Genomic DNA, 24,574 nt, shown 5'->3' with positions numbered 1-24,574 from the left:
AGAATTTCCGGCATTGTTGCATGACTCCGATGTTATTTCTGCGTAGGTGAGAATCTAGATTTTTTTTGTCGTACCGTGGCAGCATTGCCCGCGTGGATTGAAAAACGCCCTCGGTGTCATCCCGTGATTTATTCACGGGATCCAGTTAAAAATACTAATTTTATTAGTATTTTTTATTATTTTCTGGATCTAGTTCTCAAGCAACTAGATGACACCGAACATGTTTTTCGATCTATGCGGGCAATGCTGGCTTGACCACAGGATGACACTAATAATAACGGTTTCAGTGCCATAAAAACACTGTACTGAAACACATAAACCATATCCACCCATTTCAGCGCCCTTAGCTCAGCTGGATAGAGCAACGGATTTCTAATCCGTAGGTCAGAGGTTCGAATCCTTTAGGGCGCGCCAATCTTCAGTTTTTACTATTTGTACGAACGTCTTGAACTATGAATCATGATAACAATTTAAAACAAAAAAATTCTTACATATTAGGGGTAGGAAAAGCAGGGGCACCGTCAAGTTAAGGGAGGTATAAATTAAGTATTGAGCAATTACAGGGAATGATTTATAGAATAGCAGTAACAATTTATCCTAGATTTTACCGCTATGCATATTACTCAAGCCCCGAATAGACATCGTTTTCCAGCAAGCATTATTAGCCATACAGTATGGTTATATCATCGCTTTAATAATAGTTACCGAGATGTTCAAGAGCAGATGGCTTATCGAGGTATTATATTAAGTCATGAGACTGTAAGGTTTTGGTGTTATAAGTTTGTAGTTTATTTTCAAGATGTTATTAGTAAGAGAGAGCGAAAGCCAACTGATAAATGGCATTTGGATGAGATGAATATCAAGATCAAAGGTGAAGTATCCATATTATGGAGAGCTGTTGACTCTGAGGGACATGAATTAGAAGTATTACTGCAGAAGCGTCGTAACAAGAAATCAGCTATTCGCTTTTTATCAAGATTATTGGGTAATTATCCATGTCCAAGGGTTATTGTGACTGATAAGCTAAAAAGCTACATTAAACCAGTTAGGTATATGTGTCCTAGGACTAAGCATCGTACCGATAAAAGACTAAATAATCGGATTGAGAATGCCCATCAGCCAACTAGGAGAAAAGAGAAGATACTGATTAAATTTAAGCATCCTAATTCAGCACAATGTACATTATCACTGATGGGAAAAGTCAGAAATATATTTGCTGTAAATGTTGGAAGATATACTAAAACAGCATCTGAGCAAAGAATTGCATTTGCGTCCGCTAAATCCATTTGGGATGAAGCTACTCAAAGACTTCTTGCTGTCTGAAATCTAAAAATATAGTACTTTGTGATACTAATTTACTTAACTTGACGGTGCCCTTTGTGACACTAATTTACTTAACTTGACGGTGCCATCATTCCCTGTAATTGCTCAATACTTAATTTATACCTCCCTTAACTTGACGGTGCCCTTGGTCTAATGGAGCAGATTTTGCTCCTGAATTCTTAAAAGCTCACTTAGAGAATATAAGGTAAATAGAATTTACACCTTTTAAAAAACTATGTTATAATATAGTTTTATAGAGAACACATAGTATAACATGACGATAAATGACCATAAAAATTCATTCCGAGAAAGATTTTGAGAAAATGCGGGCAGCTGGCAGGTTAGCTGCTGAAACACTTGATTTTATAGAACCGCATGTAAAGCCAGGCGTTACTACAAATAGTTTAAACGATCTTTGTCATAATTTTATTATTTCGAATAATGCCATTCCTGCCCCTTTAAATTATAAAGGTTTCCCGAAATCTATTTGCACCTCGATAAATCACGTAGTTTGTCACGGCATTCCAAACGATAAGCCATTACGAAATGGTGATATAATAAATATTGATGTTACAGTAATTTTAGATGGTTGGTATGGTGACACTAGCCGTATGTATTATGTTGGCGATGTAGCAATAAAACCAAAACGCCTTATTCAAGTAACTTATGATGCGATGATGAAAGGAATCGAGGTAGTAAAACCAGGGGCAAGGCTCGGTGATATAGGTCATGCTATTCAAAGCTATGCTGAGAAGCATAATTATTCTGTGGTTAGAGATTATACTGGTCATGGGATCGGTCGCGTGTTTCATGATGAGCCATCAATATTAAATTATGGTCGCAGCGGAACAGGAATTATTTTAGAAGAAGGTATGTTTTTTACTGTTGAGCCAATGGTAAATGCCGGCGGATATGATACTATATTAAGTAGCCTTGATGGTTGGACAGTTACCACACGTGACAAGTCTTTATCAGCACAATTTGAGCATACTATAGGCGTTATTAAAGACGGTTTTGAAATATTTACATTATCCCCTAAAAAATTAGATCATCCTCCATATGTTAAACTGGCACCGTCAAGTTAAGTAAATTAGTGTCACAAAGTACTATATTTTTAGATTTCAGACAGCAAGAAGTCTTTGAGTAGCTTCATCCCAAATGGATTTAGCGGACGCAAATGCAATTCTTTGCTCAGATGCTGTTTTAGTATATCTTCCAACATTTACAGCAAATATATTTCTGACTTTTCCCATCAGTGATAATGTACATTGTGCTGAATTAGGATGCTTAAATTTAATCAGTATCTTCTCTTTTCTCCTAGTTGGCTGATGGGCATTCTCAATCCGATTATTTAGTCTTTTATCGGTACGATGCTTAGTCCTAGGACACATATACCTAACTGGTTTAATGTAGCTTTTTAGCTTATCAGTCACAATAACCCTTGGACATGGATAATTACCCAATAATCTTGATAAAAAGCGAATAGCTGATTTCTTGTTACGACGCTTCTGCAGGGCACCGTCAAGTTAAGGGAGGTATAAATTAAGTATTGAGCAATTACAGGGAATGATTTATAGAATAGCAGTAACAATTTATCCTAGATTTTACCGCTATGCATATTACTCAAGCCCCGAATAGACATCGTTTTCCAGCAAGCATTATTAGCCATACAGTATGGTTATATCATCGCTTTAATAATAGTTACCGAGATGTTCAAGAGCAGATGGCTTATCGAGGTATTATATTAAGTCATGAGACTGTAAGGTTTTGGTGTTATAAGTTTGTAGTTTATTTTCAAGATGTTATTAGTAAGAGAGAGCGAAAGCCAACTGATAAATGGCATTTGGATGAGATGAATATCAAGATCAAAGGTGAAGTATTCATATTATGGAGAGCTGTTGACTCTGAGGGACATGAATTAGAAGTATTACTGCAGAAGCGTCGTAACAAGAAATCAGCTATTCGCTTTTTATCAAGATTATTGGGTAATTATCCATGTCCAAGGGTTATTGTGACTGATAAGCTAAAAAGCTACATTAAACCAGTTAGGTATATGTGTCCTAGGACTAAGCATCGTACCGATAAAAGACTAAATAATCGGATTGAGAATGCCCATCAGCCAACTAGGAGAAAAGAGAAGATACTGATTAAATTTAAGCATCCTAATTCAGCACAATGTACATTATCACTGATGGGAAAAGTCAGAAATATATTTGCTGTAAATGTTGGAAGATATACTAAAACAGCATCTGAGCAAAGAATTGCATTTGCGTCCGCTAAATCCATTTGGGATGAAGCTACTCAAAGACTTCTTGCTGTCTGAAATCTAAAAATATAGTACTTTGTGACACTAATTTACTTAACTTGACGGTGCCATTCCACTTTATAACCCCTCAGCTTATAGCTGAGGGTTGTTTAGTTGTCGTCCCGTGACGGCATTGCCTGCATGGATCATTCTCCCCGCTGTCATCCCGTGATTTATGAACTAGAGCCAGTTAAAAATACTAATAAAATTAGTATTTTTTATTGTTTTTTTGGATACCGCTACAAGCTCGCGGTATGACATTAAAGGGGCATAGTAAAAACAAAAGTCGTCTTCCCCTGTTTGTCATTTTCTGCCCAGATTTTTCCACCATGCAGCTCTATTACCTTTTTACACAAGGCAAGCCCCATTCCTCTACCACCCGCAGGTGTTCGGGTTTTCGAGCTTACGACGAACACACCGAATATAGTTTGTAGTTCCTCTTTTGGAACGCCTATTCCATCATCTTTGATAGTAAATAAAATATTATTTTCTTGCTTTTGTAAATCAATTTTTATTATACCGTCATTACAATAGCTAATAGCGTTAATTATCAAATTATCGAATGTATGGCTAATATAATGAGGATCGCATTTAAGCACTATATTTTCTTCAATCTCAGATATAAATTCTAACTTCTTATTGTTCAAATATAATTTCTTACATATTTTTATTCGCTCATGCAATAGCTCGCTTAAATTTATGCTTTCTTTTTTTAACTCATAACCAAGACTAGATAGTTTTGAGAAATCTAAGATATTGCCTATCAAACTATTTAACCTACTAGAGCTTTTAGCTATTATCTCTACTGCATTACGGCGTTGATCATCACTAAATCTATCGTAATTAGCCCATAAAGTTTCACCAAGGCTAATAATACCAGTTAGCGGCGTATTTATTTCATGGTTTATATTACGTAAAAATTCATGTTTTAAATCAAGTAATTTCTCTAGTTCCTGCTCTCTAAAACTAACCCTATCCCCTAAATGAGTATTTTTTAGGTTAATTAATCTTTCCTGCTCTTGCCTTGGTCTTAAGAAAACGATTAACAACCCACTGAATAAAGTAAGGAAATATATCACTTTGAACTGGAAGCTATCTATATTAATTAACAGCTTCTCATCCATAAAATATTTATAAAACTCTATGCTAGCAAATACGCCAATAATAGTCATAACTAAAGTAGTATTCCATCTAAACAATGTCGCAATTATTAGTAGGTTAATTATTAAACTCATCAATTGTAATTGATAGAAATTGCTTGATAAAACAAGCAAACTACTAAAAAATATCAATATCCCGAAATTAGCAACAAACCAGAATAAGGATATGATATATTTCTTCTGAAACCTCAAAGGCCATAACGGATAAGTGATAAGTATTGCAGAAGTTACAAGCGTACAGTGATAAATGATATTATATATATTTAGATGGTTCATTATCCTACTGTTAGGCGTAAGATATAAGGATGAAAAGATAGAGATTAAAATAAATATCCCAACATAGCTATAAGTGATTTCTTGGCGTGGTAATGTATTATTCCAGTATATCAAAGGATTAAAATTCTTGATTAAGCGAAATAAACCCAAGAATCTTCTTCTTCGCTCTTGCTTTATCAGCCTTACGCTCAGCGGCTCTTTTAACGAACCAAAACCGCCTGGCTGTTTTAAAATATAATGACTACCAAGGAAAAAGATTAAGTTTATGATCGCAGCCGGCAAGATTGGATAAATCCCTATAATTTGCCTTAAAGAAAATAATTGCCATGCTATGATTGTTAATAATGCTGCTACCGCACCGATAAAAAAGGTTTTAGCAGTTGATTTAAAGCCGTATATTAAGAGAATCAACGGCAAGGTAATTATAGGTAAATAGATGCTGGTGAGTAATAAGAATATATTAATTAGGTCTTTCGTATAAAGTGAGATAACGAACCCTATCAAGCCTATGATAATCGCAGTTACATAGCTATATCGCAGCGAGGTTTTTTTACAGATATCATACATCAAGCTTACTGTTGCAACGTTAATATAAGAGTTAGTGCTTGAGATTATCATTGCCATAATAACGCCAACTATTAAGCCTTTAAATCCTATATAGCTTTTAGTAATCTGAGAAAATAATTGACTACTATCGACAGCATTTTGGGAAAGCAATAATATCGCAATCCAAATGAATAAGACAGATAAACAAAGGCAAATAATTGCTGAAATAAAAAAGGTTCTTGATATCTGGTGTATGTCCTTTGCCATCAATATTCTTTGAAAAATCGAAGGACCAAGCGATGGAATCGCAAAATATATAAAGATATTTAAGGATATCCAAAATTTAGGGTTCGTATAATTAAATACCATACCTAAATCGGTAAGATGATGCTGCACATTTGAGTCGATAGAAATAGCCAGATCGCTAAAAACATTCCACACTATAATCCCTATTACCGGAATAACGGCACTATAGGTAAAAAACTGTACGGCTTCAGTAAAAGTAACCGATTTAACGCCGCCGAAAGCCGAATAGCTTATTATGAAAGTTGCTAAAAATAAATCTACGTAAAAATTTGAAATACCAAAAAATAACTCCAGCACTAAACTAGCTATATGAAACTGAATGGCAATCCTGCCTATAGCCATTAATATGCTAACAATAGAGGTAAGACCACGAACTTTATTGCCGTAAGCCTCCCCCATTATTTCGGCTACTGACATACTGCCTAAAAAATGTTCGAAACGAGGAGCAAGAAAATAGGCAATTAATAGCCAACTAACAACACTACCAAGTATGCTAGGAAGCAGGTAAAACAACCCGTCAGTATATATTCGTGAATTATCGATTAGGAAAGTACTAGTGCCGATCCAAGTAGCAATTAGGGTTGCAACTATCGTACCGGTCGAGAAATTTCTTTTCCCAATCGCATATTCCCGAATATTCTTTATATTTTTAATATCCGCAAATCCAACGATTAAATTAATCGCTAAAAAACTAGTAAAAATAAGAATGTCTATATTTGGCATAGAACTTAAGTTAATTTTCTATGCGATAATAATCACAAAAAGTAAAACAAACAATAACTTTGTGAGGGTAAAGGGTAAAGTAAGTATGGAAGTAGTTTTATTAGTTATAAAATTGGTTTCATCCTAGCTACAGCATTGCCCGCGTGGTATTGTTGCGTAGATCGAAAAACTTGTACCATGTCATTCCCGCGGAGGCGGGAATCCAGCATAAAGCGAGAGAAATCGAGCTTTTAGTTTTAAAAATTTGCTGTATTTATAATTTTTTCTGGATTCCCGCCTCCGCGGGAATGACATAATCTCTTCGCAATGACGATTGTAATTGTCCCTAGTATAACATTTTTCTCCAAGGTGTAAATTTTCTTGTTTAATTTACTTCAAAATAGTATGTTATAGTAAATTTTTATCAATAAGTATTTAATGCTATACTACGTAAACAAATTTCTTTCAAATAGTAAAGTACAAGCTGTTATTTTAGGAATAATCGGGCTTGCTACTATTTCGATGCTTATATCATATAAGCTTGATGACCCGTCTTTTAATTCGGCAACAACTGGATATACTAATAATTTATTAGGGATTTTTGGTTCTTATCTATCTGATTTTTTATATCAATTTTTTGGGGTGGCAGCTTTTATAATACCGCTTTCTTGTTTTATTTGGGGGAAGAATTGTTGGCAACAGAAATATCACAAATCCTTTATCCGTATATCGGTAATGCTACTTGCTCTTTTCAGCACCGCAGCTTTACTATCTAATTTTAATTTAGAATTCGTGCCCTCTAATGGTGGCGGAGCAGCTGGTATAATTATTTTTCATTTTCTTAAACAATTCACAAATCAGCTTCATTTATTATTAGTATTTTTTACATTTATTATATTTGTTGTTTTATTTGAAATTAAATTTACTTCTTTAAGCAGCTTTATCATTAAATTAGGTAAATTCTTAGCATATAAAATACAAACTTTTTTCTATAATCTATTTTCACAATTAACTTTGCCAAAATTATTTTCCGGTAAAGCAAATAATAAAATAAAGATTACCCCTTCTTATACAAAACTGGTAAGCGAAAAAATAAGATTTATAGAAGAGCCAAAGCATATTATGGCTAAACCAGCCCCTGTAAATCCTATAAAATTCTTTAATAAACCTGCTGCTCCTAAAATCTCTCAAAATGAAACAGCAGCACTGCCACCAATTTCTTTACTTCGTAACCCTGAAAATCATCATATAAAAGGTGCTTCATCGTCAGAATTAAAGCAAAAAGCCGAAGAATTGCTAACTGTGCTAAATGATTTTGGTGTGAAAGGACAAATAATTAATATAAGCCAAGGTCCGGTAGTAACTTTATATGAGTTTGAACCGGCAGCAGGCACTAAAACCTCAAGAGTAGTAGGGTTATCCGATGATATAGCTCGCTCGCTCTCAGCCCTATCGACAAGGATTGCGGTAGTACCTGGTAAAAATGTGCTTGGTATTGAGCTACCTAATAAGCAGCGAGAATTTTTTTGCTTGAAAGAGCTTATAGCAACACCGGAATATCAAGATACATCTACTTTATTGCCTTTAGTCTTAGGTAAAGATTTGGCAGGTAAACCGCTTATCGCCGATCTTGCCAAAATGCCGCACTTGCTTGTTGCAGGGACAACCGGTTCAGGTAAATCGGTGGGAATTAACGCTATGATCGTTTCGCTGTTATATCGCTATACCCCTGAAGAGTGTCGCTTTATCATGATTGACCCGAAAATGCTTGAGCTATCAGCTTATGACGGAATACCGCATTTATTAACGCCCGTGGTAACTGAACCGGCTAAAGCAGTGGTGGCACTGAAATGGGCAGTTAAAGAAATGGAAAACCGCTATAGAATGATGAGCAATATCGGTGTTAAGAATATTGCTGGCTATAATACTAAGATTCAGGAAGTAGTTAAAGAGGGAAGAATAATTGAGAAGTCAATTCAAACAGGCTTTGATCCTGAAACCGGCAGACCTATTTATGAAACTGTGGCGATGAATATGGAAAAGCTGCCGTTCATAGTGGTGATTGTTGATGAGATGGCTGATTTAATGCTGGTTGCCGGTAAAGATATCGAGATGTTGATACAGCGTTTAGCTCAAATGGCAAGAGCTGCCGGCATCCATATTATTATGGCAACGCAAAGACCATCTGTTGACGTTATTACCGGTGTTATCAAGGCTAACTTCCCAAGCCGTATCAGCTTTAAGGTTACCTCTAAAATCGATAGCCGAACTATCTTAGGCGAACAGGGTTCAGAGCAGTTACTTGGTATGGGTGATATGCTATTTATGGGCAATACCTCTAAAATTACAAGGGTACACGGACCTTTTGTTAACGAATCTGAGATCGAGCAAATTACGGAATATTTAAAAGAAACAGGCACACCAGAATATATATCTGCTGTAACAGAGCAACCTGATGAAGATGATAGTAGTATTGATATCGGTGATGGCACATCAGATGAAGTACTTTATAAAAGAGCCGTGCAGATAGTACGTGATGAACGAAAATCTTCCATTAGCTATATTCAAAGATCGCTTAGAATCGGTTATAACAAAGCTGCCAATTTAGTTGAGAAAATGGAAAAAGAAGGGATAGTCTCCCCACCGAATCATACAGGTAAAAGAGAGATATTATTACCGGAAAGGTAAAGTTTGGAATGACATATAAAAATTATAGAATCAACAATTTAAAACAAAATCAATGAAATTACTAACTGCTAAGACTTACTTAATATTTCAAACAATCACTAGAATAGCTCTATGCACATATGCGTTATTCTACAAACAAGTTTCGTTTATAGAATTGCCATTAGTGTTCATTTTTGGTTTAATTAATGATTTTATTTCTGCGGCTTATTTTTTACCTGTAATGTTAGTTTTAATATTGCTGGGAAACTTAGCATTATCAAGGTTTAGGCTAGTCTACACGCCGCTTTGTTACTTATTTTACTGTGGTTTTATTGCTTCACTAATCTTTATTACAGCAGCTGAACTTACTTTTTGGGATGAGTTCGGTACTCGCTTTAATTTTATTGCCGTTGATTATCTAGTATATACTCATGAAATTATCGGCACAGTTAAAGAATCTATGCCCTATATAGAGATTATTAGCGGAATTCTAATAGTTAGTGCTATTACTACCTATATCTTGCGAAAAGCTGTTATTGATGCAGCATATAATATAAATAGAAAATGTTGTTTAGCTACAGCAATTATTCTAGCTGCAATTAGTTTTATTGAGTTTAAATCTTATAGCCCTGAAAAACTAAATTTCCACTCTAATAAATATGCAGAAGAGCTTGCTAAAAACGGTCCATATGAGATTTTCTCGGCTTATCTTAATAACAGTCTAAATTATAATAGTTTCTATCCCACTATAGATAGTAAGCAGGCTTTAAGCATAGTACGTGATAGCTTACAAAATAATAGTGACAAGTTCGTGGGTGGTGACTCTATCGAGCGTATTATTACCTCTAAAAATTCAAATAAGCAAAAATATAATGTAATCTTTATTACAGTAGAAAGCTTAAGTGCCAAATTCATGCAAAGCTTTGGCAATAGTGATAATATTACGCCTTACTTGGATGAATTAACAAATAAAGCTATGTTCTTCACTAATATTTACGCTACTGGTACAAGGACAGTGCGGGGACTTGAAGCTATAACTTTATCGATTCCGCCAACACCAGGTTCATCAATCGTGCGTAGACCTGATAACCATAATTTATTTAATATCGGCACTGTGTTTAGGAATCAAGGATATAACACTAACTTTATATTTGGTGGTTATAGCTATTTTGATAATTTACGTAATTATTTTGGCGGTAATCACTATAATATAATAGACCGAGGTAACTTAATAGCTTCAGAGATAAGCTTTGCAAATGTATGGGGAGTAGCAGATGAGGATATTTTAAATAAGGCAATAGAGCAAGCTGATACGGACTATAAAGATGGTAAACCATTTTTCTCATTAATCATGACTATTTCAAACCACCGACCTTATACTTTCCCTGAGAATAGGATTGATCTACCATCAGGTGGTGGACGTAATGCAGCAGTTAAATATACCGATTATGCGATAAATAAGTTCTTAGAAATTGCTAAAACTAAAGAATGGTTTAACGATACTATCTTTGTTATTACTGCCGATCATTGTGCTTCAAGTGCTGGTAAAACGGAACTACCAGTAGAGAAGTATCATATACCACTAATTATCTACGCACCACAAATATTGAAACCAAAAAAAATAGATAATCTAGCAAGTCAAATAGATATAGCCCCAACGATTTTCGGTTTGCTTGGCTTTGAATATAAAAGCAAATTATGGGGGCAGGATATAATAAATAATCCTGCAAATAGAGCTTTCATAAGCACTTATCAGTTACTAGGCTTTTTAAAAGACGATAAGCTAGTAATTTTAAGCCCTAAACTACACCCAAAAACCTATATATTATTAGGAGAAGAAAAAGAAGAGATACCCAACTCTATTAACCTTACCGAAGAAGCTATTAGCTTTTACCAGACCGCATACGATTTTTACGTACAAGGTAAATTAGTTGAATAAAAGATAGTGGTATTAAGGGCACCGTCAAGTTAAGGGAGGTATAAATTAAGTATTGAGCAATTACAGGGAATGATTTATAGAATAGCAGTAACAATTTATCCTAGATTTTACCGCTATGCATATTACTCAAGCCCCGAATAGACATCGTTTTCCAGCAAGCATTATTAGCCATACAGTATGGTTATATCATCGCTTTAATAATAGTTACCGAGATGTTCAAGAGCAGATGGCTTATCGAGGTATTATATTAAGTCATGAGACTGTAAGGTTTTGGTGTTATAAGTTTGTAGTTTATTTTCAAGATGTTATTAGTAAGAGAGAGCGAAAGCCAACTGATAAATGGCATTTGGATGAGATGAATATCAAGATCAAAGGTGAAGTATTCATATTATGGAGAGCTGTTGACTCTGAGGGACATGAATTAGAAGTATTACTGCAGAAGCGTCGTAACAAGAAATCAGCTATTCGCTTTTTATCAAGATTATTGGGTAATTATCCATGTCCAAGGGTTATTGTGACTGATAAGCTAAAAAGCTACATTAAACCAGTTAGGTATATGTGTCCTAGGACTAAGCATCGTACCGATAAAAGACTAAATAATCGGATTGAGAATGCCCATCAGCCAACTAGGAGAAAAGAGAAGATACTGATTAAATTTAAGCATCCTAATTCAGCACAATGTACATTATCACTGATGGTAAAAGTCAGAAATATATTTGCTGTAAATGTTGGAAGATATACTAAAACAGCATCTGAGCAAAGAATTGCATTTGCGTCCGCTAAATCCATTTGGGATGAAGCTACTCAAAGACTTCTTGCTGTCTGAAATCTAAAAATATAGTACTTTGTGACACTAATTTACTTAACTTGACGGTGCCATAATGCTTGCTGGAAAACGATGTCTATTCGGGGCTTGAGTAATATGCATAGCGGTAAAATCTAGGATAAATTGTTACTGCTATTCTATAAATCATTCCCTGTAATTGCTCAATACTTAATTTATACCTCCCTTAACTTGACGGTGCCAGTTAAAGTAATAAGTTCCATTTTAGAATGCGATATATTTAGTTGGATCAACTGCTACTTTGCCTTTACGCATAGCTAGATACAGCTTATCTTCCACATGCCCGATTATACTAGTTTTAGTAACTTCATCGCCTTTTTTAACTGATAAATCTTTTAAGCCGGCATAAGCTACTTCTAGATCGTCTTTATCTAATTTAACGATTACTAAATTACCGAATTGTGCATTATTCCCTGAAAATATAACAGTTCCTGAGCCTATAGAATTAACGCTGCTTTCTTCTAAAACAGCAATATCTATGCCTTTATTCTTGCCAGCTTTAAACTCGGTGACAATCTCGCCATCTAGAGGTTTTTCAAAAATTAACTTTGTTATTTCTTCATCATGTTTTGTGGTAGGAATCACTACAGCATCATTATCATCTTCGGTAGTTTCTATTGCAGGCTCTTCTAAAGAACCGCTTACTTCTAATTTAGGAGCTTCTTCTATAGTGCTACTAGTTATTATCCCCTTATCATTATCAATAACATTACCAGAATTACTAACGGTAATTCCTCTTTCTTTATACTCGATTGGGGCAGGAGGTTGATCAACGCAAGCAGCTAAACAAAAGAATATTAGACTACTTAGTGCAACAGGGTATTTCATATATTTAATAAGATTATTATATTGTGTTGGTCAATAAATTATACTTATTATATAATTCTTATCATTCATTTTCCATTAAAAAAATTAATTATGAAAACTTACGATATTGTTATAGCAAGTAATCACTCTGGTTATGAACTTAAATCCATAATTATCGATTATTTACAAAAAAAATCTTTGAGTGTTTACGAGGCACCGTCAAGTTAAGGGAGGTATAAATTAAGTATTGAGCAATTACAGGGAATGATTTATAGAATAGCAGTAACAATTTATCCTAGATTTTACCGCTATGCATATTACTCAAGCCCCGAATAGACATCGTTTTCCAGCAAGCATTATTAGCCATACAGTATGGTTATATCATCGCTTTAATAATAGTTACCGAGATGTTCAAGAGCAGATGGCTTATCGAGGTATTATATTAAGTCATGAGACTGTAAGGTTTTGGTGTTATAAGTTTGTAGTTTATTTTCAAGATGTTATTAGTAAGAGAGAGCGAAAGCCAACTGATAAATGGCATTTGGATGAGATGAATATCAAGATCAAAGGTGAAGTATTCATATTATGGAGAGCTGTTGACTCTGAGGGACATGAATTAGAAGTATTACTGCAGAAGCGTCGTAACAAGAAATCAGCTATTCGCTTTTTATCAAGATTATTGGGTAATTATCCATGTCCAAGGGTTATTGTGACTGATAAGCTAAAAAGCTACATTAAACCAGTTAGGTATATGTGTCCTAGGACTAAGCATCGTACCGATAAAAGACTAAATAATCGGATTGAGAATGCCCATCAGCCAACTAGGAGAAAAGAGAAGATACTGATTAAATTTAAGCATCCTAATTCAGCACAATGTACATTATCACTGATGGGAAAAGTCAGAAATATATTTGCTGTAAATGTTGGAAGATATACTAAAACAGCATCTGAGCAAAGAATTGCATTTGCGTCCGCTAAATCCATTTGGGATGAAGCTACTCAAAGACTTCTTGCTGTCTGAAATCTAAAAATATAGTACTTTGTGACACTAATTTACTTAACTTGACGGTGCCGGTGAACCTGTGAATGATGATCGATTTCTAATCGATTCCACTTTATAACCCCTCAGCTTATAGCTGAGGGTTGTTTAGTTTATACCTCCCTTAACTTGACGGTGCCTTTTTTGCGTAACTATTATATAGGTCAAAATATTTCTGATATTTATCGTTATTCTGCATCCTAACTTTCTTATATTATATTAATCTTTCTTGACATTGGACCAAAAATATTGTATAAACTTTCGCATCTTCAGAATGTAACAAAACAGTATATAGCCTCTAAAATTTTTAGGGCAAATATCTTTTCATAAAATCTTGAAGTGCTTAAGTTTTTTTTTTGTCCCTAGGGCTTTATAATGCTAAGTACCTCATCATCGCGACCGTTTAAAAGCAAATTTAGAGCCGCTTTTTGGCCTATTCATAATTACGAACTCGGAAAATTTATTCCGATGAGTGCCTTAATGTTTTGCATTTTATTCAATCAGAATATTTTACGCATATTAAAAGATAGTATCTTAATTTCTGAAATTAGTGCAGAGATAGCTGGTTTTGCTAAAGTTTATTGTGTTACACCTGCAGCTGCTTTATTTGTAATTATTTATGCTAAAATGATTAATCATCTCACTTTTGAGAAGATTTTTTATTATTTAACTGCATTTTTTATCGGCTTTTTTGTTTTATTTGCTTTTGTTATCTACCCTAATATTCATGTTTTTCATGTACATCTGGACCATCTAGCTGATTGGATGGAACGTTACCCGCATTTTAAATGGTATATATCATTAATAGGCAATTGGGGTTATATAGTATATTACAGCCTTGCCGAACTCTGGCCTAATATTTTTTACGTACTATTATTTTGGCAATTCGCCAATGAGCTTACCACTACTGAAGAAGCTAAGAGATTCTATACGCTTTTCTCGTTATTCGGTAATTCATCTTTAATATTAGTCGGCTTCTTAATGATGAATTTATCATCTGAAGAAACTATTGTGAAGCATTTTATAAATATTTCTGACAGCAAAATCACTTTAGTACAAATATCAACTATTCTAGTTACAATCGTTGCTGTTATATGTTGTCTACTAATTCGTTTTATTAGTAAAAATGTTTTTACCAATCCATTATTTTACGCTAAGGCAAAAAGTGGGCGATCAACTTCGGAGCGTATGGGGATCATTAAGAGCTTTAAATATATTGCAAAATCTAAATATTTATGGCTACTTTTAATCTGCTCGGCAGCATTTGGTTTTGCTATTAATTTGGTTGAAGCCGTATGGAAAGCAAAAATTAAGGAGCTATACCCAACTGTTAATACTTATGCTGAATTCAATAGTCTGTACATACTTTGGACCGGTGTTGCAATTATGGTTATGACTATTATCGGTAATAATGTTATGCGTATGCATAACTGGTTTGTTGCGGCTGTAATCTCACCTGTAATAATAATGGTTACCGGAGTTCTGTTCTTTGTCCTTATTGTATTTGATCAAAAAATCCTCTCATTATTTGATGGGGCAATTTTAATGTCACCTCTTGCACTCGCCGTATCTATCGGCGGAATCCAGAATATTTTAGCCAAAGGAACAAAATATTCTATATGGGATACTTCAAGAGAAATGCTATATATTCCCCTCGATCAAGAGTTAAAAACAAAAGGTAAAGCTGCTGTTGACGTGATAAGTGCAAAAGTTGGTAAATCATCAAGTGGGCTTGTACAATCTATTATATTTACCATAATCCCAACTGCAACTTTTACCTCTATTTCACCTGTTCTAATGGTGGTGTTTACTTTCGTATGTCTTGCTTGGATTTATGCGGTAAGAAAGATATATTTCGAATATCAAAAAATCGCGTAGACTCGATGAACTTCAAAAATTGGCGTAGTCTTCTTTGTCATCCCGCAAGCTTGTAGCAGGATCCAGTTAAAAATGCTATGCATTTTACTGGATTGCTTCGTCAATTACTTTGTAATTTCCTTAGCTCAGACGGAAAAAATCGATTCCTGCAACAAGACAGTTCTGGTTTTCTATAATTGTTTATCTAAATTGCAGTTAAAAGCTTACAAAATCAGATTGACTTATTTAAAGTTTTGCCTAGAATCATTTTGGAGCAGCTAAAGGCTGTTCTTGGGTGTCGAAACCCTAACGGCAAGAGGTTTAAATCAGCCTTTAAATGATTTTCCTCGATCATATCAAGGTCGGGGAGGTTGTAGCCATGTTCAGGGCTTAAAGTTAATACTTTAAGCGGCACCGTCAAGTTAAGGGAGGTATAAATTAAGTATTGAGCAATTACAGGGAATGATTTATAGAATAGCAGTAACAATTTATCCTAGATTTTACCGCTATGCATATTACTCAAGCCCCGAATAGACATCGTTTTCCAGCAAGCATTATTAGCCATACAGTATGGTTATATCATCGCTTTAATAATAGTTACCGAGATGTTCAAGAGCAGATGGCTTATCGAGGTATTATATTAAGTCATGAGACTGTAAGGTTTTGGTGTTATAAGTTTGTATTTTATTTTCAAGATGTTATTAGTAAGAGAGAGCGAAAGCCAACTGATAAATGGCATTTGGATGAGATGAATATCAAGATCAAAGGTGAAGTATTCATATTATGGAGAGCTGTTGACTCTGAGGGACATGAATTAGAAGTATTACTGCAGAAGCGTCGTAACAAGAAATCAGCTATTCGCTTTTTATCAAGATTATTGGGTAATTATCCATGTCCAAGGGTTATTGTGACTGATAAGCTAAAAAGCTACATTAAACCATTTAGGTATATGTGTCCTAGGACTAAGCATCGTACCGATAAAAGACTAAATAATCGGATTGAGAATGCCCATCAGCCAACTAAGAGAAAAGAGAAGATACTGATTAAATTTAAGCATCCTAATTCAGCACAATGTACATTATCACTGATGGGAAAAGTCAGAAATATATTTGCTGTAAATGTTGGAAGATATACTAAAACAGCATCTGAGCAAAGAATTGCATTTGCGTCCGCTAAATCCATTTGGGATGAAGCTACTCAAAGACTTCTTGCTGTCTGAAATCTAAAAATATAGTACTTTGTGACACTAATTTACTTAACTTGACGGTGCCGTTGGCTTTCGCTCTCTCTTACTAATAACATCTTGAAAATAAACTACAAACTTATAACACCAAAACCTTACAGTCTCATGACTTAATATAATACCTCGATAAGCCATCTGCTCTTGAACATCTCGGTAACTATTATTAAAGCGATGATATAACCATACTGTATGGCTAATAATGCTTGCTGGAAAACGATGTCTATTCGGGGCTTGAGTAATATGCATAGCGGTAAAATCTAGGATAAATTGTTACTGCTATTCTATAAATCATTCCCTGTAATTGCTCAATACTTAATTTATACCTCCCTTAACTTGACGGTGCCGTTAGTAATTACTGCTTTTATTGTTAAATAAGCTAATATTTACATATTTTTAAATAAACAAATTGATTTGTTGCGAATAATAGAGTATATAATATAGGAAATTAACTCTCGGGGCGTAGCGCAGCCTGGTAGCGCATCTGGTTTGGGACCAGAGGGTCGGGAGTTCGAATCTCTCCGCCCCGACCATTTATAAATATAAATTAATGTCAAAAGACGATCTCATTCAGTTTACGGGTATAGTAATTGAGCTTGCACCTAACGCTACTTTTAGAGTGAAGTTGGAAAATGGTCATGTAATTATTGCTCACACCGCTGGTAGAATGCGTAAAAATCGTATTAGAATATTATTGGGTGATAAAGTTACAGTAGAAATGACTCCTTACGATTTAACTAAGGGACGTGTAATTCTTCGTCACCAATCTTAAGCATGCAATATCGATCAAAAAACCTACCTATAATACTAGCATCACAGTCACCTGCAAGGGTTGAGCTTCTTAAAAGAATTAAAATTACACCTGCACAAATTATTCCAGCAGATATAGACGAAACGCCTAATCTACGTGAATCACCAAATCATTTAGCGACAAGGCTTGCTTACGAAAAAGCTACAAAAGTTGCCTCTCAAATAGAAGATTCTGCTATTATCATAGCAGCAGATACTGTAACGGCACTTGGAAGAAGAATATTGCCAAAAGCAAGTAGTGCTGAAGAAGTAAGATATTGTATGAATATATTATCTGGACGTCGTCATCGTGTTTATACCGGTTTGTGCATCATCAAAAAAGATAAAGATCAGTTGGTTACTAGGCAGAAAATAGTCCGAACAGTCCTTAAGTTTAAAAGATTAAGCGAAGAAGAGCTAAATTTTTATTGCTCGCTAGATGAGGGGATTGATAAAGCTGGTGGATGTAAAATCTCTGGTTACGCCGAAGCTTTCATTTCATTTATTTCCGGCTCTTATTCAAATGTTATGGGATTACCATTATTTGAAACAGTAAACTCCCTGAATTCTCTGGGATTTATAAGTTATAAATAAACATCACCTTACTTTTTGCATTGCCTGCGTAGATCAACTCAATCTTGTCATCCCGTAAAGGCTTTGTTGCGTTGATCAGTTTTCCAGTTGTCATCCCGCGACTTGATTGCGGGACCCAGTTAAAAATATCAATAATATTTTATGTCATTCCCGCGTAGGCAAAACTAATCACTCTCCATTAATCAGTTTTTTAAAGTAATTGATTTTATAAGACCAGAAGTAATTCTCATTACTTTTTAAAGCTTTTATATCTAGAACAAAATCATTTTCATCATAGATAAAAATTTTAATTAACTTGAGATATGATAACGTACCAAGGATAATAGAGCGGAATAAACCTAAGAAAGATTTTAGCAATTGTTTATCAATTATTAGTATAATTTTATTGCATGGCGATTTAAATAAACTACGAATTAGAGTGGCACCGTCAAGTTAAGTAAATTAGTATCACAAAGTACTATATTTTTAGATTTCAGACAGCAAGAAGTCTTTGAGTAGCTTCATCCCAAATGGATTTAGCGGACGCAAATGCAATTCTTTGCTCAGATGCTGTTTTAGTATATCTTCCAACATTTACAGCAAATATATTTCTGACTTTTCCCATCAGTGATAATGTACATTGTGCTGAATTAGGATGCTTAAATTTAATCAGTATCTTCTCTTTTCTCCTAGTTGGCTGATGGGCATTCTCAATCCGATTATTTAGTCTTTTATCGGTACGATGCTTAGTCCTAGGACACATATACCTAAATGGTTTAATGTAGCTTTTTAGCTTATCAGTCACAATAACCCTTGGACATGGATAATTACCCAATAATCTTGATAAAAAGCGAATAGCTGATTTCTTGTTACGACGCTTCTGCAGTAATACTTCTAATTCATGTCCCTCAGAGTCAACAGCTCTCCATAATATGAATACTTCACCTTTGATCTTGATATTCATCTCATCCAAATGCCATTTATCAGTTGGCTTTCGCTCTCTCTTACTAATAACATCTTGAAAATAAACTACAAACTTATAACACCAAAACCTTACAGTCTCATGACTTAATATAATACCTCGATAAGCCATCTGCTCTTGAACATCTCGGTAACTATTATTAAAGCGATGATATAACCATACTGTATGGCTAATAATGCTTGCTGGAAAACGATGTCTATTCGGGGCTTGAGTAATATGCATAGCGGTAAAATCTAGGATAAATTGTTACTGCTATTCTATAAATCATTCCCTGTAATTGCTCAATACTTAATTTATACCTCCCTTAACTTGACGGTGCCCTTTTACGGTCGTTAGGGTCGAGTAGAGCTTTACGTAAGCGGATAGATTTCGGTGTTACCTCAACTCGCTCATCATCTTGTATATAGCTGATTGCTTGCTCTAAAGTTAAAAGCATTGGCGGGGTTAATTTAATAGCCTCATCTTTACCGGATGCTCTAACGTTGCTTAGCTGCTTAGCCTTAAGCGGATTTACCTCTAAATCGTTATCACGGCTATGTTCACCGATAATCATTCCTCTATATACTTTATCGCCTGGATTGATAAACATTTTTCCCCTATCTTCCAGATTCCATAAAGCGTAAGCAACAGCGTCACCATCGCCGTTAGAGATAAGTACGCCCTTAGTTCTTCCTTCGATAGTGCCTTTATAATCAGCATAGCCATAGAAAATACGGTTCATGATACCAGTACCACGAGTTTCAGTTAAGAATTGGCTGTGATAACCGATCAAACCTCTTGATGGACCGATAAAGGTAACACGGCTTTTGCCGCCACCTGATGGTCTCATATCGGTCATTTCGCATTTTCTAAGCGATAAGGAGCTTACGACCACACCAACATAATCATCATCAACGTCAACTTGAATTTCTTCCATAGGTTCTTGTTTATTGCCGTTTTCGCCTGTTTGGAATAATACTTCTGGTCTACTGATTGATAATTCAAAGCCATCACGACGCATAGTCTCGATTAAGATACCAAGCTGTAATTCTCCACGTCCTGCAACTTGGAAAGCGTTTGATCCAGGTGCTTCGGTTACTTTAAGGGCTACGTTACTCTCAAGCTCACGCATTAACCTGCTACCTATTAAACTCGATGTAACTTTCGTACCCTCTTTACCTGCAAGTGGTGAGTCGTTAACGCTAAAGGTCATCGATAGAGTTGGCGGATCAATCGGTAGTGATAGTAGTGCCTCAGTTACTTCTGGTGAACAAATAGTATCGGCAACGTTGGCATTTTCAGCACCGGCAATAGCGATAATATCGCCGGCTACAGCCTCATCTATAGCTATTCTCTCAAGTCCTCTAAAGGCTAATATTTTAGTGATTCGCCCATTTTCAAGTACTTTATTTTCCTGGTTTAGTACCTTAATATTTTGGTTAACCTTAACGCTACCGCTTTGTACTCTACCAGTTAAAATTCTACCGAAGAAAGGATTGAATTCTCTAGTAGTAACAAGCATAGAAAAAGGTACTTTAGCATCAGCTATAGGAGCGTGTACATGCTTTACTATTAGGTCAAATAAAGGTGCTAGATCCTCTGCTAGATTGTCTAAAGGATTTAGCGTTTCATCAAAATTTAAAGAAGCTCTACCTGCTCTACCTGAAGCGTAAACTATTTTATCTATGAAATTAAGCTGATCATCATTTGCTTCTAACGCTACAAATAGCTCGTATACTTCATCAATAACTTTATTTATTCTTTGGTCATCTCTATCGATCTTATTGATAACAACGATAGGTTTTAAACCAAGCTTTAAGGCTTTAGAAAGCACAAATTTTGTTTGTGGCATTGGTCCTTCTGATGCATCAACAAGTAGCACAACGCCGTCAACCATGCTAAGTATGCGTTCTACTTCACCGCCAAAGTCAGCGTGTCCTGGTGTGTCTACTATATTGATACGTACATCACCCCACATAAGGGCAGTACATTTGGCAAGTATGGTAATCCCACGTTCACGCTCAAGGTCGTTAGAGTCCATAGCACGTTCGGCTACTTGTTGGTTAGCTCTAAAAGTACCGCTTTGTTTAAGCATGTTGTCAACAAGCGTGGTTTTCCCATGATCAACGTGGGCAATAATTGCTATATTACGAATAGATGTCATCTTTAAAAATTCTCACAAGTTTACAATAGTTTTCTGCATTATATACCAAAATAGCAAAAATTGGAATAAACTTCTTGTAAAACGGCACCGTCAAGTTAAGGGAGGTATAAATTAAGTATTGAGCAATTACAGGGAATGATTTATAGAATAGCAGTAACAATTTATCCTAGATTTTACCGCTATGCATATTACTCAAGCCCCGAATAGACATCGTTTTCCAGCAAGCATTATTAGCCATACAGTATGGTTATATCATCGCTTTAATAATAGTTACCGAGATGTTCAAGAGCAGATGGCTTATCGAGGTATTATATTAAGTCATGAGACTGTAAGGTTTTGGTGTTATAAGTTTGTAGTTTATTTTCAAGATGTTATTAGTAAGAGAGAGCGAAAGCCAACTGATAAATGGCATTTGGATGAGATGAATATCAAGATCAAAGGTGAAGTATTCATATTATGGAGAGCTGTTGACTCTGAGGGACATGAATTAGAAGTATTACTGCAGAAGCGTCGTAACAAGAAATCAGCTATTCGCTTTTTATCAAGATTATTGGGTAATTATCCATGTCCAAGGGTTATTGTGACTGATAAGCTAAAAAGCTACATTAAACCAGTTAGGTATATGTGTCCTAGGACTAAGCATCGTACCGATAAAAGACTAAATAATCGGATTGAGAATGCCCATCAGCCAACTAGGAGAAAAGAGAAGATACTGATTAAATTTAAGCATCCTAATTCAGCACAATGTACATTATCACTGATGGGAAAAGTCAGAAATATATTTGCTGTAAATGTTGGAAGATATACTAAAACAGCATCTGAGCAAAGAATTGCATTTGCGTCCGCTAAATCCATTTGGGATGAAGCTACTCAAAGACTTCTTGCTGTCTGAAATCTAAAAATATAGTACTTTGTGACACTAATTTACTTAACTTGACGGTGCCATGCTTAGTCCTAGGACACATATACCTAACTGGTTTAATGTAGCTTTTTAGCTTATCAGTCACAATAACCCTTGGACATGGATAATTACCCAATAATCTTGATAAAAAGCGAATAGCTGATTTCTTGTTACGACGCTTCTGCAGTAATACTTCTAATTCATGTCCCTCAGAGTCAACAGCTCTCCATAATATGAATACTTCACCTTTGATCTTGATATTCATCTCATCCAAATGCCATTTATCAGTTGGCTTTCGCTCTCTCTTACTAATAACATCTTGAAAATAAACTACAAACTTATAACACCAAAACCTTACAGTCTCATGACTTAATATAATACCTCGATAAGCCATCTGCTCTTGAACATCTCGGTAACTATTATTAAAGCGATGATATAACCATACTGTATGGCTAATAATGCTTGCTGGAAAACGATGTCTATTCGGGGCTTGAGTAATATGCATAGCGGTAAAATCTAGGATAAATTGTTACTGCTATTCTATAAATCATTCCCTGTAATTGCTCAATACTTAATTTATACCTCCCTTAACTTGACGGTGCCGAAACAAATCCTTTAAACCTGCTTCCTTTAAGGCTAATGATGAATTTATATTCGGTGAAGAGAATATAATTGAATTTAATAAAGCTGAACAATCTAAAAAATAAAATATGACTTCTGATAAAATAAAGTTTTTTATTATAGTTAAATTGAAAAGTATACTTCCTGCTACTTATTTAGAAAAAGCTTTAGATACAACCTCAGATGAAAGATTATTAAAAACTACTATTTCAAATCATGATTTACCACAAGTGATGCAAAATATCTCTATTGAAAAAAATATCCAGATACCTAATTTATATCACAATACAAGTTATATTGAAGATTCTATGCCTCTTATTGAAGCGTTAGGTATTGATGATGTGTATTGTTCTAAAGCAATATTGGTTTAAAGTTTTAATATAAATAGTAAATTACTTCTGTAATTTGCTATTTATGACACTTATTTTAGCATCAGGTGGGCGGATATAAAGCGGCTCTATAGCACTATTTAACTCCGCCTTATTTGTAAGTAAGCTTGCTACATATCTACAAATAATAAAAGCTTTAACTCTAGCAAAGCGTAGCAGAATTATTATATTCGGCAGATTTTTAACTTGAGTATATATAAATTCAAGACCGCTACCACAACAAATTATATTCCCTTTCTCATACTTAAGCAGCCATATAGCATAATCAAAATCTATTAATAGCGGCTCATTTGTTTTACCTGATCTATCAAAAATCTGTAAATAAAGCTGACTACGATAGGCGTTTAAGAATACATATATCTTATCGTAATCTTTAACCTGCCCCATAGCTCTAAAATAAGCATGCTCAAAATTACTAACCGCCACACCTTTAATATTCTCTTTGGCAAATAATATACCTTTAGCCGCAGCAAGCCCTATTCTAATACCAGTAAAACTACCAGGACCGTTTGTTACGGCTAAATAATCCAGCTCATCATACGAACACTGAGCAGCTTTCATTACCTGCTCTATCATCGGCATTAGATTTTCTGCCTGCATAGACGGACGTACTTCTTCCGCATACGCTAAGATATTGTCTTTATCTGAAAGTGCTACCGATGCCGTATTATTTGCCGTATCAAACGCTAGAATTTTCATGAGTTATAATGACTAAATCTATAACCCCGTAGAGCCAAAGCCGCCACTACCTCTTGCAGTCTCTTCAAGAGTTTCTCTTTCTTTCCATGATATACGCTCATGTTTTGATATTACCATTTGAGCAATTCTCATACCTTTTTCTATAACAAAGTCATCTTTGCCTAAATTAATAAGAATAACTTTTATCTCTCCACGATAATCAGCATCAATAGTACCGGGGGAATTAGCAACTGTAATACCATTTTTGGCGGCAAGACCCGAACGTGGTCTTATTTGTGCTTCGAATAATTCCGGTAGTGCAATAGCTATACCAGTTGGAATTAGCTGTATCTCACCTGCTTTTATAGTTATAGGTTGCTCGTTTGCTGCCGTTAAATCCATACCAGCACTATGATCCGTAGCGTATTCTGGCAATTTGCCAAAAAAATTATCTAATTTCTTAATTTTAACTTGTGTTATAGTCATG

Annotated in this window: 28 protein-coding genes, 2 tRNA genes and 1 pseudogene; 17 read left to right on the top strand and 14 right to left on the bottom strand. The window is 35.0% G+C overall.

Annotated features, from left to right (window positions below; genetic code table 11):
- Window positions 1–337 precede the first annotated feature (337 nt).
- A tRNA-Arg gene (locus BA173_RS03525) sits at window positions 338–414 on the top strand.
- Window positions 415–450: 36 nt separating this feature from the next.
- Here BA173_RS03525 and BA173_RS07760 read toward each other — a convergent pair.
- Window positions 451–591 (bottom strand): hypothetical protein, encoded by a 141-nt coding sequence (locus BA173_RS07760; protein ID WP_157738067.1) that lies wholly within the window; start codon window positions 589–591, stop codon window positions 451–453.
- Between the two features lie 21 nt (window positions 592–612).
- On the opposite strand from BA173_RS07760, the gene BA173_RS03520 reads away from it, so the two are divergent.
- Together BA173_RS03520 and map are read left to right on the top strand one after the other, a co-directional pair.
- Window positions 613–1,323 (top strand): IS6 family transposase, encoded by a 711-nt coding sequence (locus tag BA173_RS03520; protein ID WP_095568287.1) that lies wholly within the window; start codon window positions 613–615, stop codon window positions 1,321–1,323.
- 284 nt (window positions 1,324–1,607) lie between these two features.
- Complete coding sequence (gene map / locus BA173_RS03515) at window positions 1,608–2,408, top strand: type I methionyl aminopeptidase (protein WP_016948340.1); 801 nt, start codon at window positions 1,608–1,610, stop codon at window positions 2,406–2,408.
- A gap of 36 nt (window positions 2,409–2,444) precedes the next feature.
- On the opposite strand, the gene BA173_RS03510 is transcribed toward map, so the two are convergent.
- Both BA173_RS03510 and BA173_RS08430 read right to left on the bottom strand, forming a co-directional pair.
- Complete coding sequence (locus tag BA173_RS03510) at window positions 2,445–2,786, bottom strand: DDE-type integrase/transposase/recombinase (RefSeq protein WP_232505976.1); 342 nt, start codon at window positions 2,784–2,786, stop codon at window positions 2,445–2,447.
- Window positions 2,753–2,914 carry a hypothetical protein gene (locus BA173_RS08430; protein WP_232505975.1) on the bottom strand — a complete coding sequence of 54 codons (162 nt, stop codon included), beginning with the start codon at window positions 2,912–2,914 and terminating at the stop codon, window positions 2,753–2,755. Before BA173_RS08430 ends, BA173_RS03510 begins: the two co-directional genes overlap by 34 nt.
- Window positions 2,915–2,935: 21 nt before the next feature.
- Between BA173_RS08430 and BA173_RS03505 the strand changes: the two genes are divergently transcribed.
- Window positions 2,936–3,646, top strand: a complete 711-nt coding sequence (locus BA173_RS03505; protein WP_095568243.1) for an IS6 family transposase — start codon at window positions 2,936–2,938, stop codon at window positions 3,644–3,646.
- A gap of 242 nt (window positions 3,647–3,888) precedes the next feature.
- Here the strand turns inward: BA173_RS03505 and BA173_RS03500 are convergent, their stop codons facing one another.
- Window positions 3,889–6,639: a sodium:solute symporter family transporter gene (locus tag BA173_RS03500; RefSeq protein WP_016948341.1), complete on the bottom strand. Its 2,751-nt coding sequence runs from the start codon at window positions 6,637–6,639 to the stop codon at window positions 3,889–3,891.
- 417 nt (window positions 6,640–7,056) lie between these two features.
- Between BA173_RS03500 and BA173_RS03495 the strand changes: the two genes are divergently transcribed.
- Window positions 7,057–9,306 (top strand): DNA translocase FtsK, encoded by a 2,250-nt coding sequence (locus BA173_RS03495; RefSeq protein ID WP_016948342.1) that lies wholly within the window; start codon window positions 7,057–7,059, stop codon window positions 9,304–9,306.
- Window positions 9,307–9,469: 163 nt separating this feature from the next.
- The gene (locus BA173_RS03490; protein ID WP_016948343.1) at window positions 9,470–11,224 is read left to right on the top strand and encodes an LTA synthase family protein; all 1,755 of its coding nucleotides are present in this window, start codon (window positions 9,470–9,472) and stop codon (window positions 11,222–11,224) included.
- Here the strand turns inward: BA173_RS03490 and BA173_RS07755 are convergent.
- On the bottom strand, window positions 11,169–11,318 hold the full coding sequence (locus BA173_RS07755) for a hypothetical protein (protein WP_157738065.1): 150 nt from the start codon (window positions 11,316–11,318) through the stop codon (window positions 11,169–11,171). The two genes, BA173_RS03490 and BA173_RS07755, sit on opposite strands and share 56 nt — an antisense overlap.
- 21 nt (window positions 11,319–11,339) lie before the next feature.
- Here BA173_RS07755 and BA173_RS03485 point away from each other — a divergent pair, with 21 nt between their 5' ends.
- Together BA173_RS03485 and BA173_RS07750 are read left to right on the top strand one after the other, a co-directional pair.
- On the top strand, window positions 11,340–12,050 hold the full coding sequence (locus BA173_RS03485) for an IS6 family transposase (protein ID WP_095568285.1): 711 nt from the start codon (window positions 11,340–11,342) through the stop codon (window positions 12,048–12,050).
- Window positions 12,051–12,173: 123 nt separating this feature from the next.
- The gene (locus BA173_RS07750) at window positions 12,174–12,329 is read left to right on the top strand and encodes a hypothetical protein (RefSeq protein ID WP_157738063.1); all 156 of its coding nucleotides are present in this window, start codon (window positions 12,174–12,176) and stop codon (window positions 12,327–12,329) included.
- Here BA173_RS07750 and BA173_RS03480 read toward each other — a convergent pair.
- Window positions 12,273–12,896 (bottom strand): murein hydrolase activator EnvC family protein, encoded by a 624-nt coding sequence (locus BA173_RS03480; RefSeq protein WP_068042208.1) that lies wholly within the window; start codon window positions 12,894–12,896, stop codon window positions 12,273–12,275. The two genes, BA173_RS07750 and BA173_RS03480, sit on opposite strands and share 57 nt — an antisense overlap.
- A gap of 90 nt (window positions 12,897–12,986) precedes the next feature.
- On the opposite strand from BA173_RS03480, the pseudogene BA173_RS03475 reads away from it, so the two are divergent.
- The 3 genes and pseudogenes from BA173_RS03475 to tlc5 form a co-directional block, all read left to right on the top strand.
- Window positions 12,987–13,088, top strand: a pseudogene (locus BA173_RS03475) (ribose-5-phosphate isomerase); the annotation flags it as partial.
- Between the two features lie 97 nt (window positions 13,089–13,185).
- On the top strand, window positions 13,186–13,896 hold the full coding sequence (locus tag BA173_RS03470; RefSeq protein ID WP_095568243.1) for an IS6 family transposase: 711 nt from the start codon (window positions 13,186–13,188) through the stop codon (window positions 13,894–13,896).
- A gap of 393 nt (window positions 13,897–14,289) precedes the next feature.
- Window positions 14,290–15,792 (top strand): GTP/GDP exchange transporter Tlc5, encoded by a 1,503-nt coding sequence (gene tlc5, locus BA173_RS03465; RefSeq protein WP_068042152.1) that lies wholly within the window; start codon window positions 14,290–14,292, stop codon window positions 15,790–15,792.
- A gap of 211 nt (window positions 15,793–16,003) precedes the next feature.
- On the opposite strand, the gene BA173_RS07745 is transcribed toward tlc5, so the two are convergent.
- On the bottom strand, window positions 16,004–16,258 hold the full coding sequence (locus BA173_RS07745; RefSeq protein ID WP_157738061.1) for a hypothetical protein: 255 nt from the start codon (window positions 16,256–16,258) through the stop codon (window positions 16,004–16,006).
- A 21-nt stretch (window positions 16,259–16,279) separates the two neighbouring features.
- Between BA173_RS07745 and BA173_RS03460 the strand changes: the two genes are divergently transcribed.
- Entirely contained in the window at window positions 16,280–16,990 is a 711-nt protein-coding gene (locus BA173_RS03460) for an IS6 family transposase (protein ID WP_095568284.1), read from the top strand.
- A gap of 36 nt (window positions 16,991–17,026) precedes the next feature.
- Here the strand turns inward: BA173_RS03460 and BA173_RS03455 are convergent, their stop codons facing one another.
- On the bottom strand, window positions 17,027–17,260 hold the full coding sequence (locus tag BA173_RS03455; RefSeq protein ID WP_095568283.1) for a hypothetical protein: 234 nt from the start codon (window positions 17,258–17,260) through the stop codon (window positions 17,027–17,029).
- Window positions 17,261–17,467: 207 nt separating this feature from the next.
- Between BA173_RS03455 and BA173_RS03450 the strand changes: the two genes are divergently transcribed.
- The 3 genes from BA173_RS03450 to BA173_RS03440 all read left to right on the top strand — a co-directional run bounded on the left by BA173_RS03450 (window position 17,468) and on the right by BA173_RS03440 (window position 18,394).
- Window positions 17,468–17,544, top strand: a tRNA-Pro gene (locus BA173_RS03450).
- A gap of 17 nt (window positions 17,545–17,561) precedes the next feature.
- A complete protein-coding gene (gene infA / locus BA173_RS03445; protein WP_016948676.1) occupies window positions 17,562–17,783 on the top strand; it encodes a translation initiation factor IF-1 in 222 nt (73 codons plus the stop codon).
- A gap of 2 nt (window positions 17,784–17,785) precedes the next feature.
- Entirely contained in the window at window positions 17,786–18,394 is a 609-nt protein-coding gene (locus BA173_RS03440) for a Maf family protein (RefSeq protein WP_068042193.1), read from the top strand.
- Between the two features lie 472 nt (window positions 18,395–18,866).
- Here the strand turns inward: BA173_RS03440 and BA173_RS03430 are convergent, their stop codons facing one another.
- The 3 genes from BA173_RS03430 to BA173_RS07740 all read right to left on the bottom strand — a co-directional run bounded on the left by BA173_RS03430 (window position 18,867) and on the right by BA173_RS07740 (window position 21,658).
- Complete coding sequence (locus BA173_RS03430; protein WP_095568282.1) at window positions 18,867–19,577, bottom strand: IS6 family transposase; 711 nt, start codon at window positions 19,575–19,577, stop codon at window positions 18,867–18,869.
- A gap of 82 nt (window positions 19,578–19,659) precedes the next feature.
- Window positions 19,660–21,498, bottom strand: a complete 1,839-nt coding sequence (gene typA / locus BA173_RS03425; protein ID WP_068042166.1) for a translational GTPase TypA — start codon at window positions 21,496–21,498, stop codon at window positions 19,660–19,662.
- Window positions 21,482–21,658 carry a hypothetical protein gene (locus tag BA173_RS07740; protein ID WP_157738059.1) on the bottom strand — a complete coding sequence of 59 codons (177 nt, stop codon included), beginning with the start codon at window positions 21,656–21,658 and terminating at the stop codon, window positions 21,482–21,484. Before BA173_RS07740 ends, typA begins: the two co-directional genes overlap by 17 nt.
- Before the next feature lie 21 nt (window positions 21,659–21,679).
- Here BA173_RS07740 and BA173_RS03420 point away from each other — a divergent pair, with 21 nt between their 5' ends.
- Window positions 21,680–22,390 (top strand): IS6 family transposase, encoded by a 711-nt coding sequence (locus tag BA173_RS03420; RefSeq protein WP_095568243.1) that lies wholly within the window; start codon window positions 21,680–21,682, stop codon window positions 22,388–22,390.
- Here BA173_RS03420 and BA173_RS03415 read toward each other — a convergent pair.
- Window positions 22,365–22,904, bottom strand: a complete 540-nt coding sequence (locus tag BA173_RS03415) for an IS6 family transposase (RefSeq protein ID WP_095568281.1) — start codon at window positions 22,902–22,904, stop codon at window positions 22,365–22,367. The two genes, BA173_RS03420 and BA173_RS03415, sit on opposite strands and share 26 nt — an antisense overlap.
- Before the next feature lie 205 nt (window positions 22,905–23,109).
- On the opposite strand from BA173_RS03415, the gene BA173_RS03410 reads away from it, so the two are divergent.
- A complete protein-coding gene (locus BA173_RS03410; RefSeq protein ID WP_232505974.1) occupies window positions 23,110–23,391 on the top strand; it encodes a hypothetical protein in 282 nt (93 codons plus the stop codon).
- Window positions 23,392–23,412: 21 nt separating this feature from the next.
- Here BA173_RS03410 and tsaB read toward each other — a convergent pair whose 3' ends face one another.
- Together tsaB and dut are read right to left on the bottom strand one after the other, a co-directional pair.
- Window positions 23,413–24,108 carry a tRNA (adenosine(37)-N6)-threonylcarbamoyltransferase complex dimerization subunit type 1 TsaB gene (gene tsaB, locus BA173_RS03405; RefSeq protein WP_068041752.1) on the bottom strand — a complete coding sequence of 232 codons (696 nt, stop codon included), beginning with the start codon at window positions 24,106–24,108 and terminating at the stop codon, window positions 23,413–23,415.
- A gap of 18 nt (window positions 24,109–24,126) precedes the next feature.
- A complete protein-coding gene (gene dut, locus BA173_RS03400; RefSeq protein WP_068041754.1) occupies window positions 24,127–24,573 on the bottom strand; it encodes a dUTP diphosphatase in 447 nt (148 codons plus the stop codon).
- Window position 24,574: the final 1 nt, after the last annotated feature.

Origin of the sequence: Rickettsia sp. MEAM1 (Bemisia tabaci) (assembly GCF_002285905.1) — a bacterium.
Taxonomy (GTDB): Bacteria; Pseudomonadota; Alphaproteobacteria; order Rickettsiales; family Rickettsiaceae; genus Rickettsia.
Note: the sequence above shows the minus strand (reverse complement) of the source record. Positions and strands in the feature narration are given on the sequence as shown.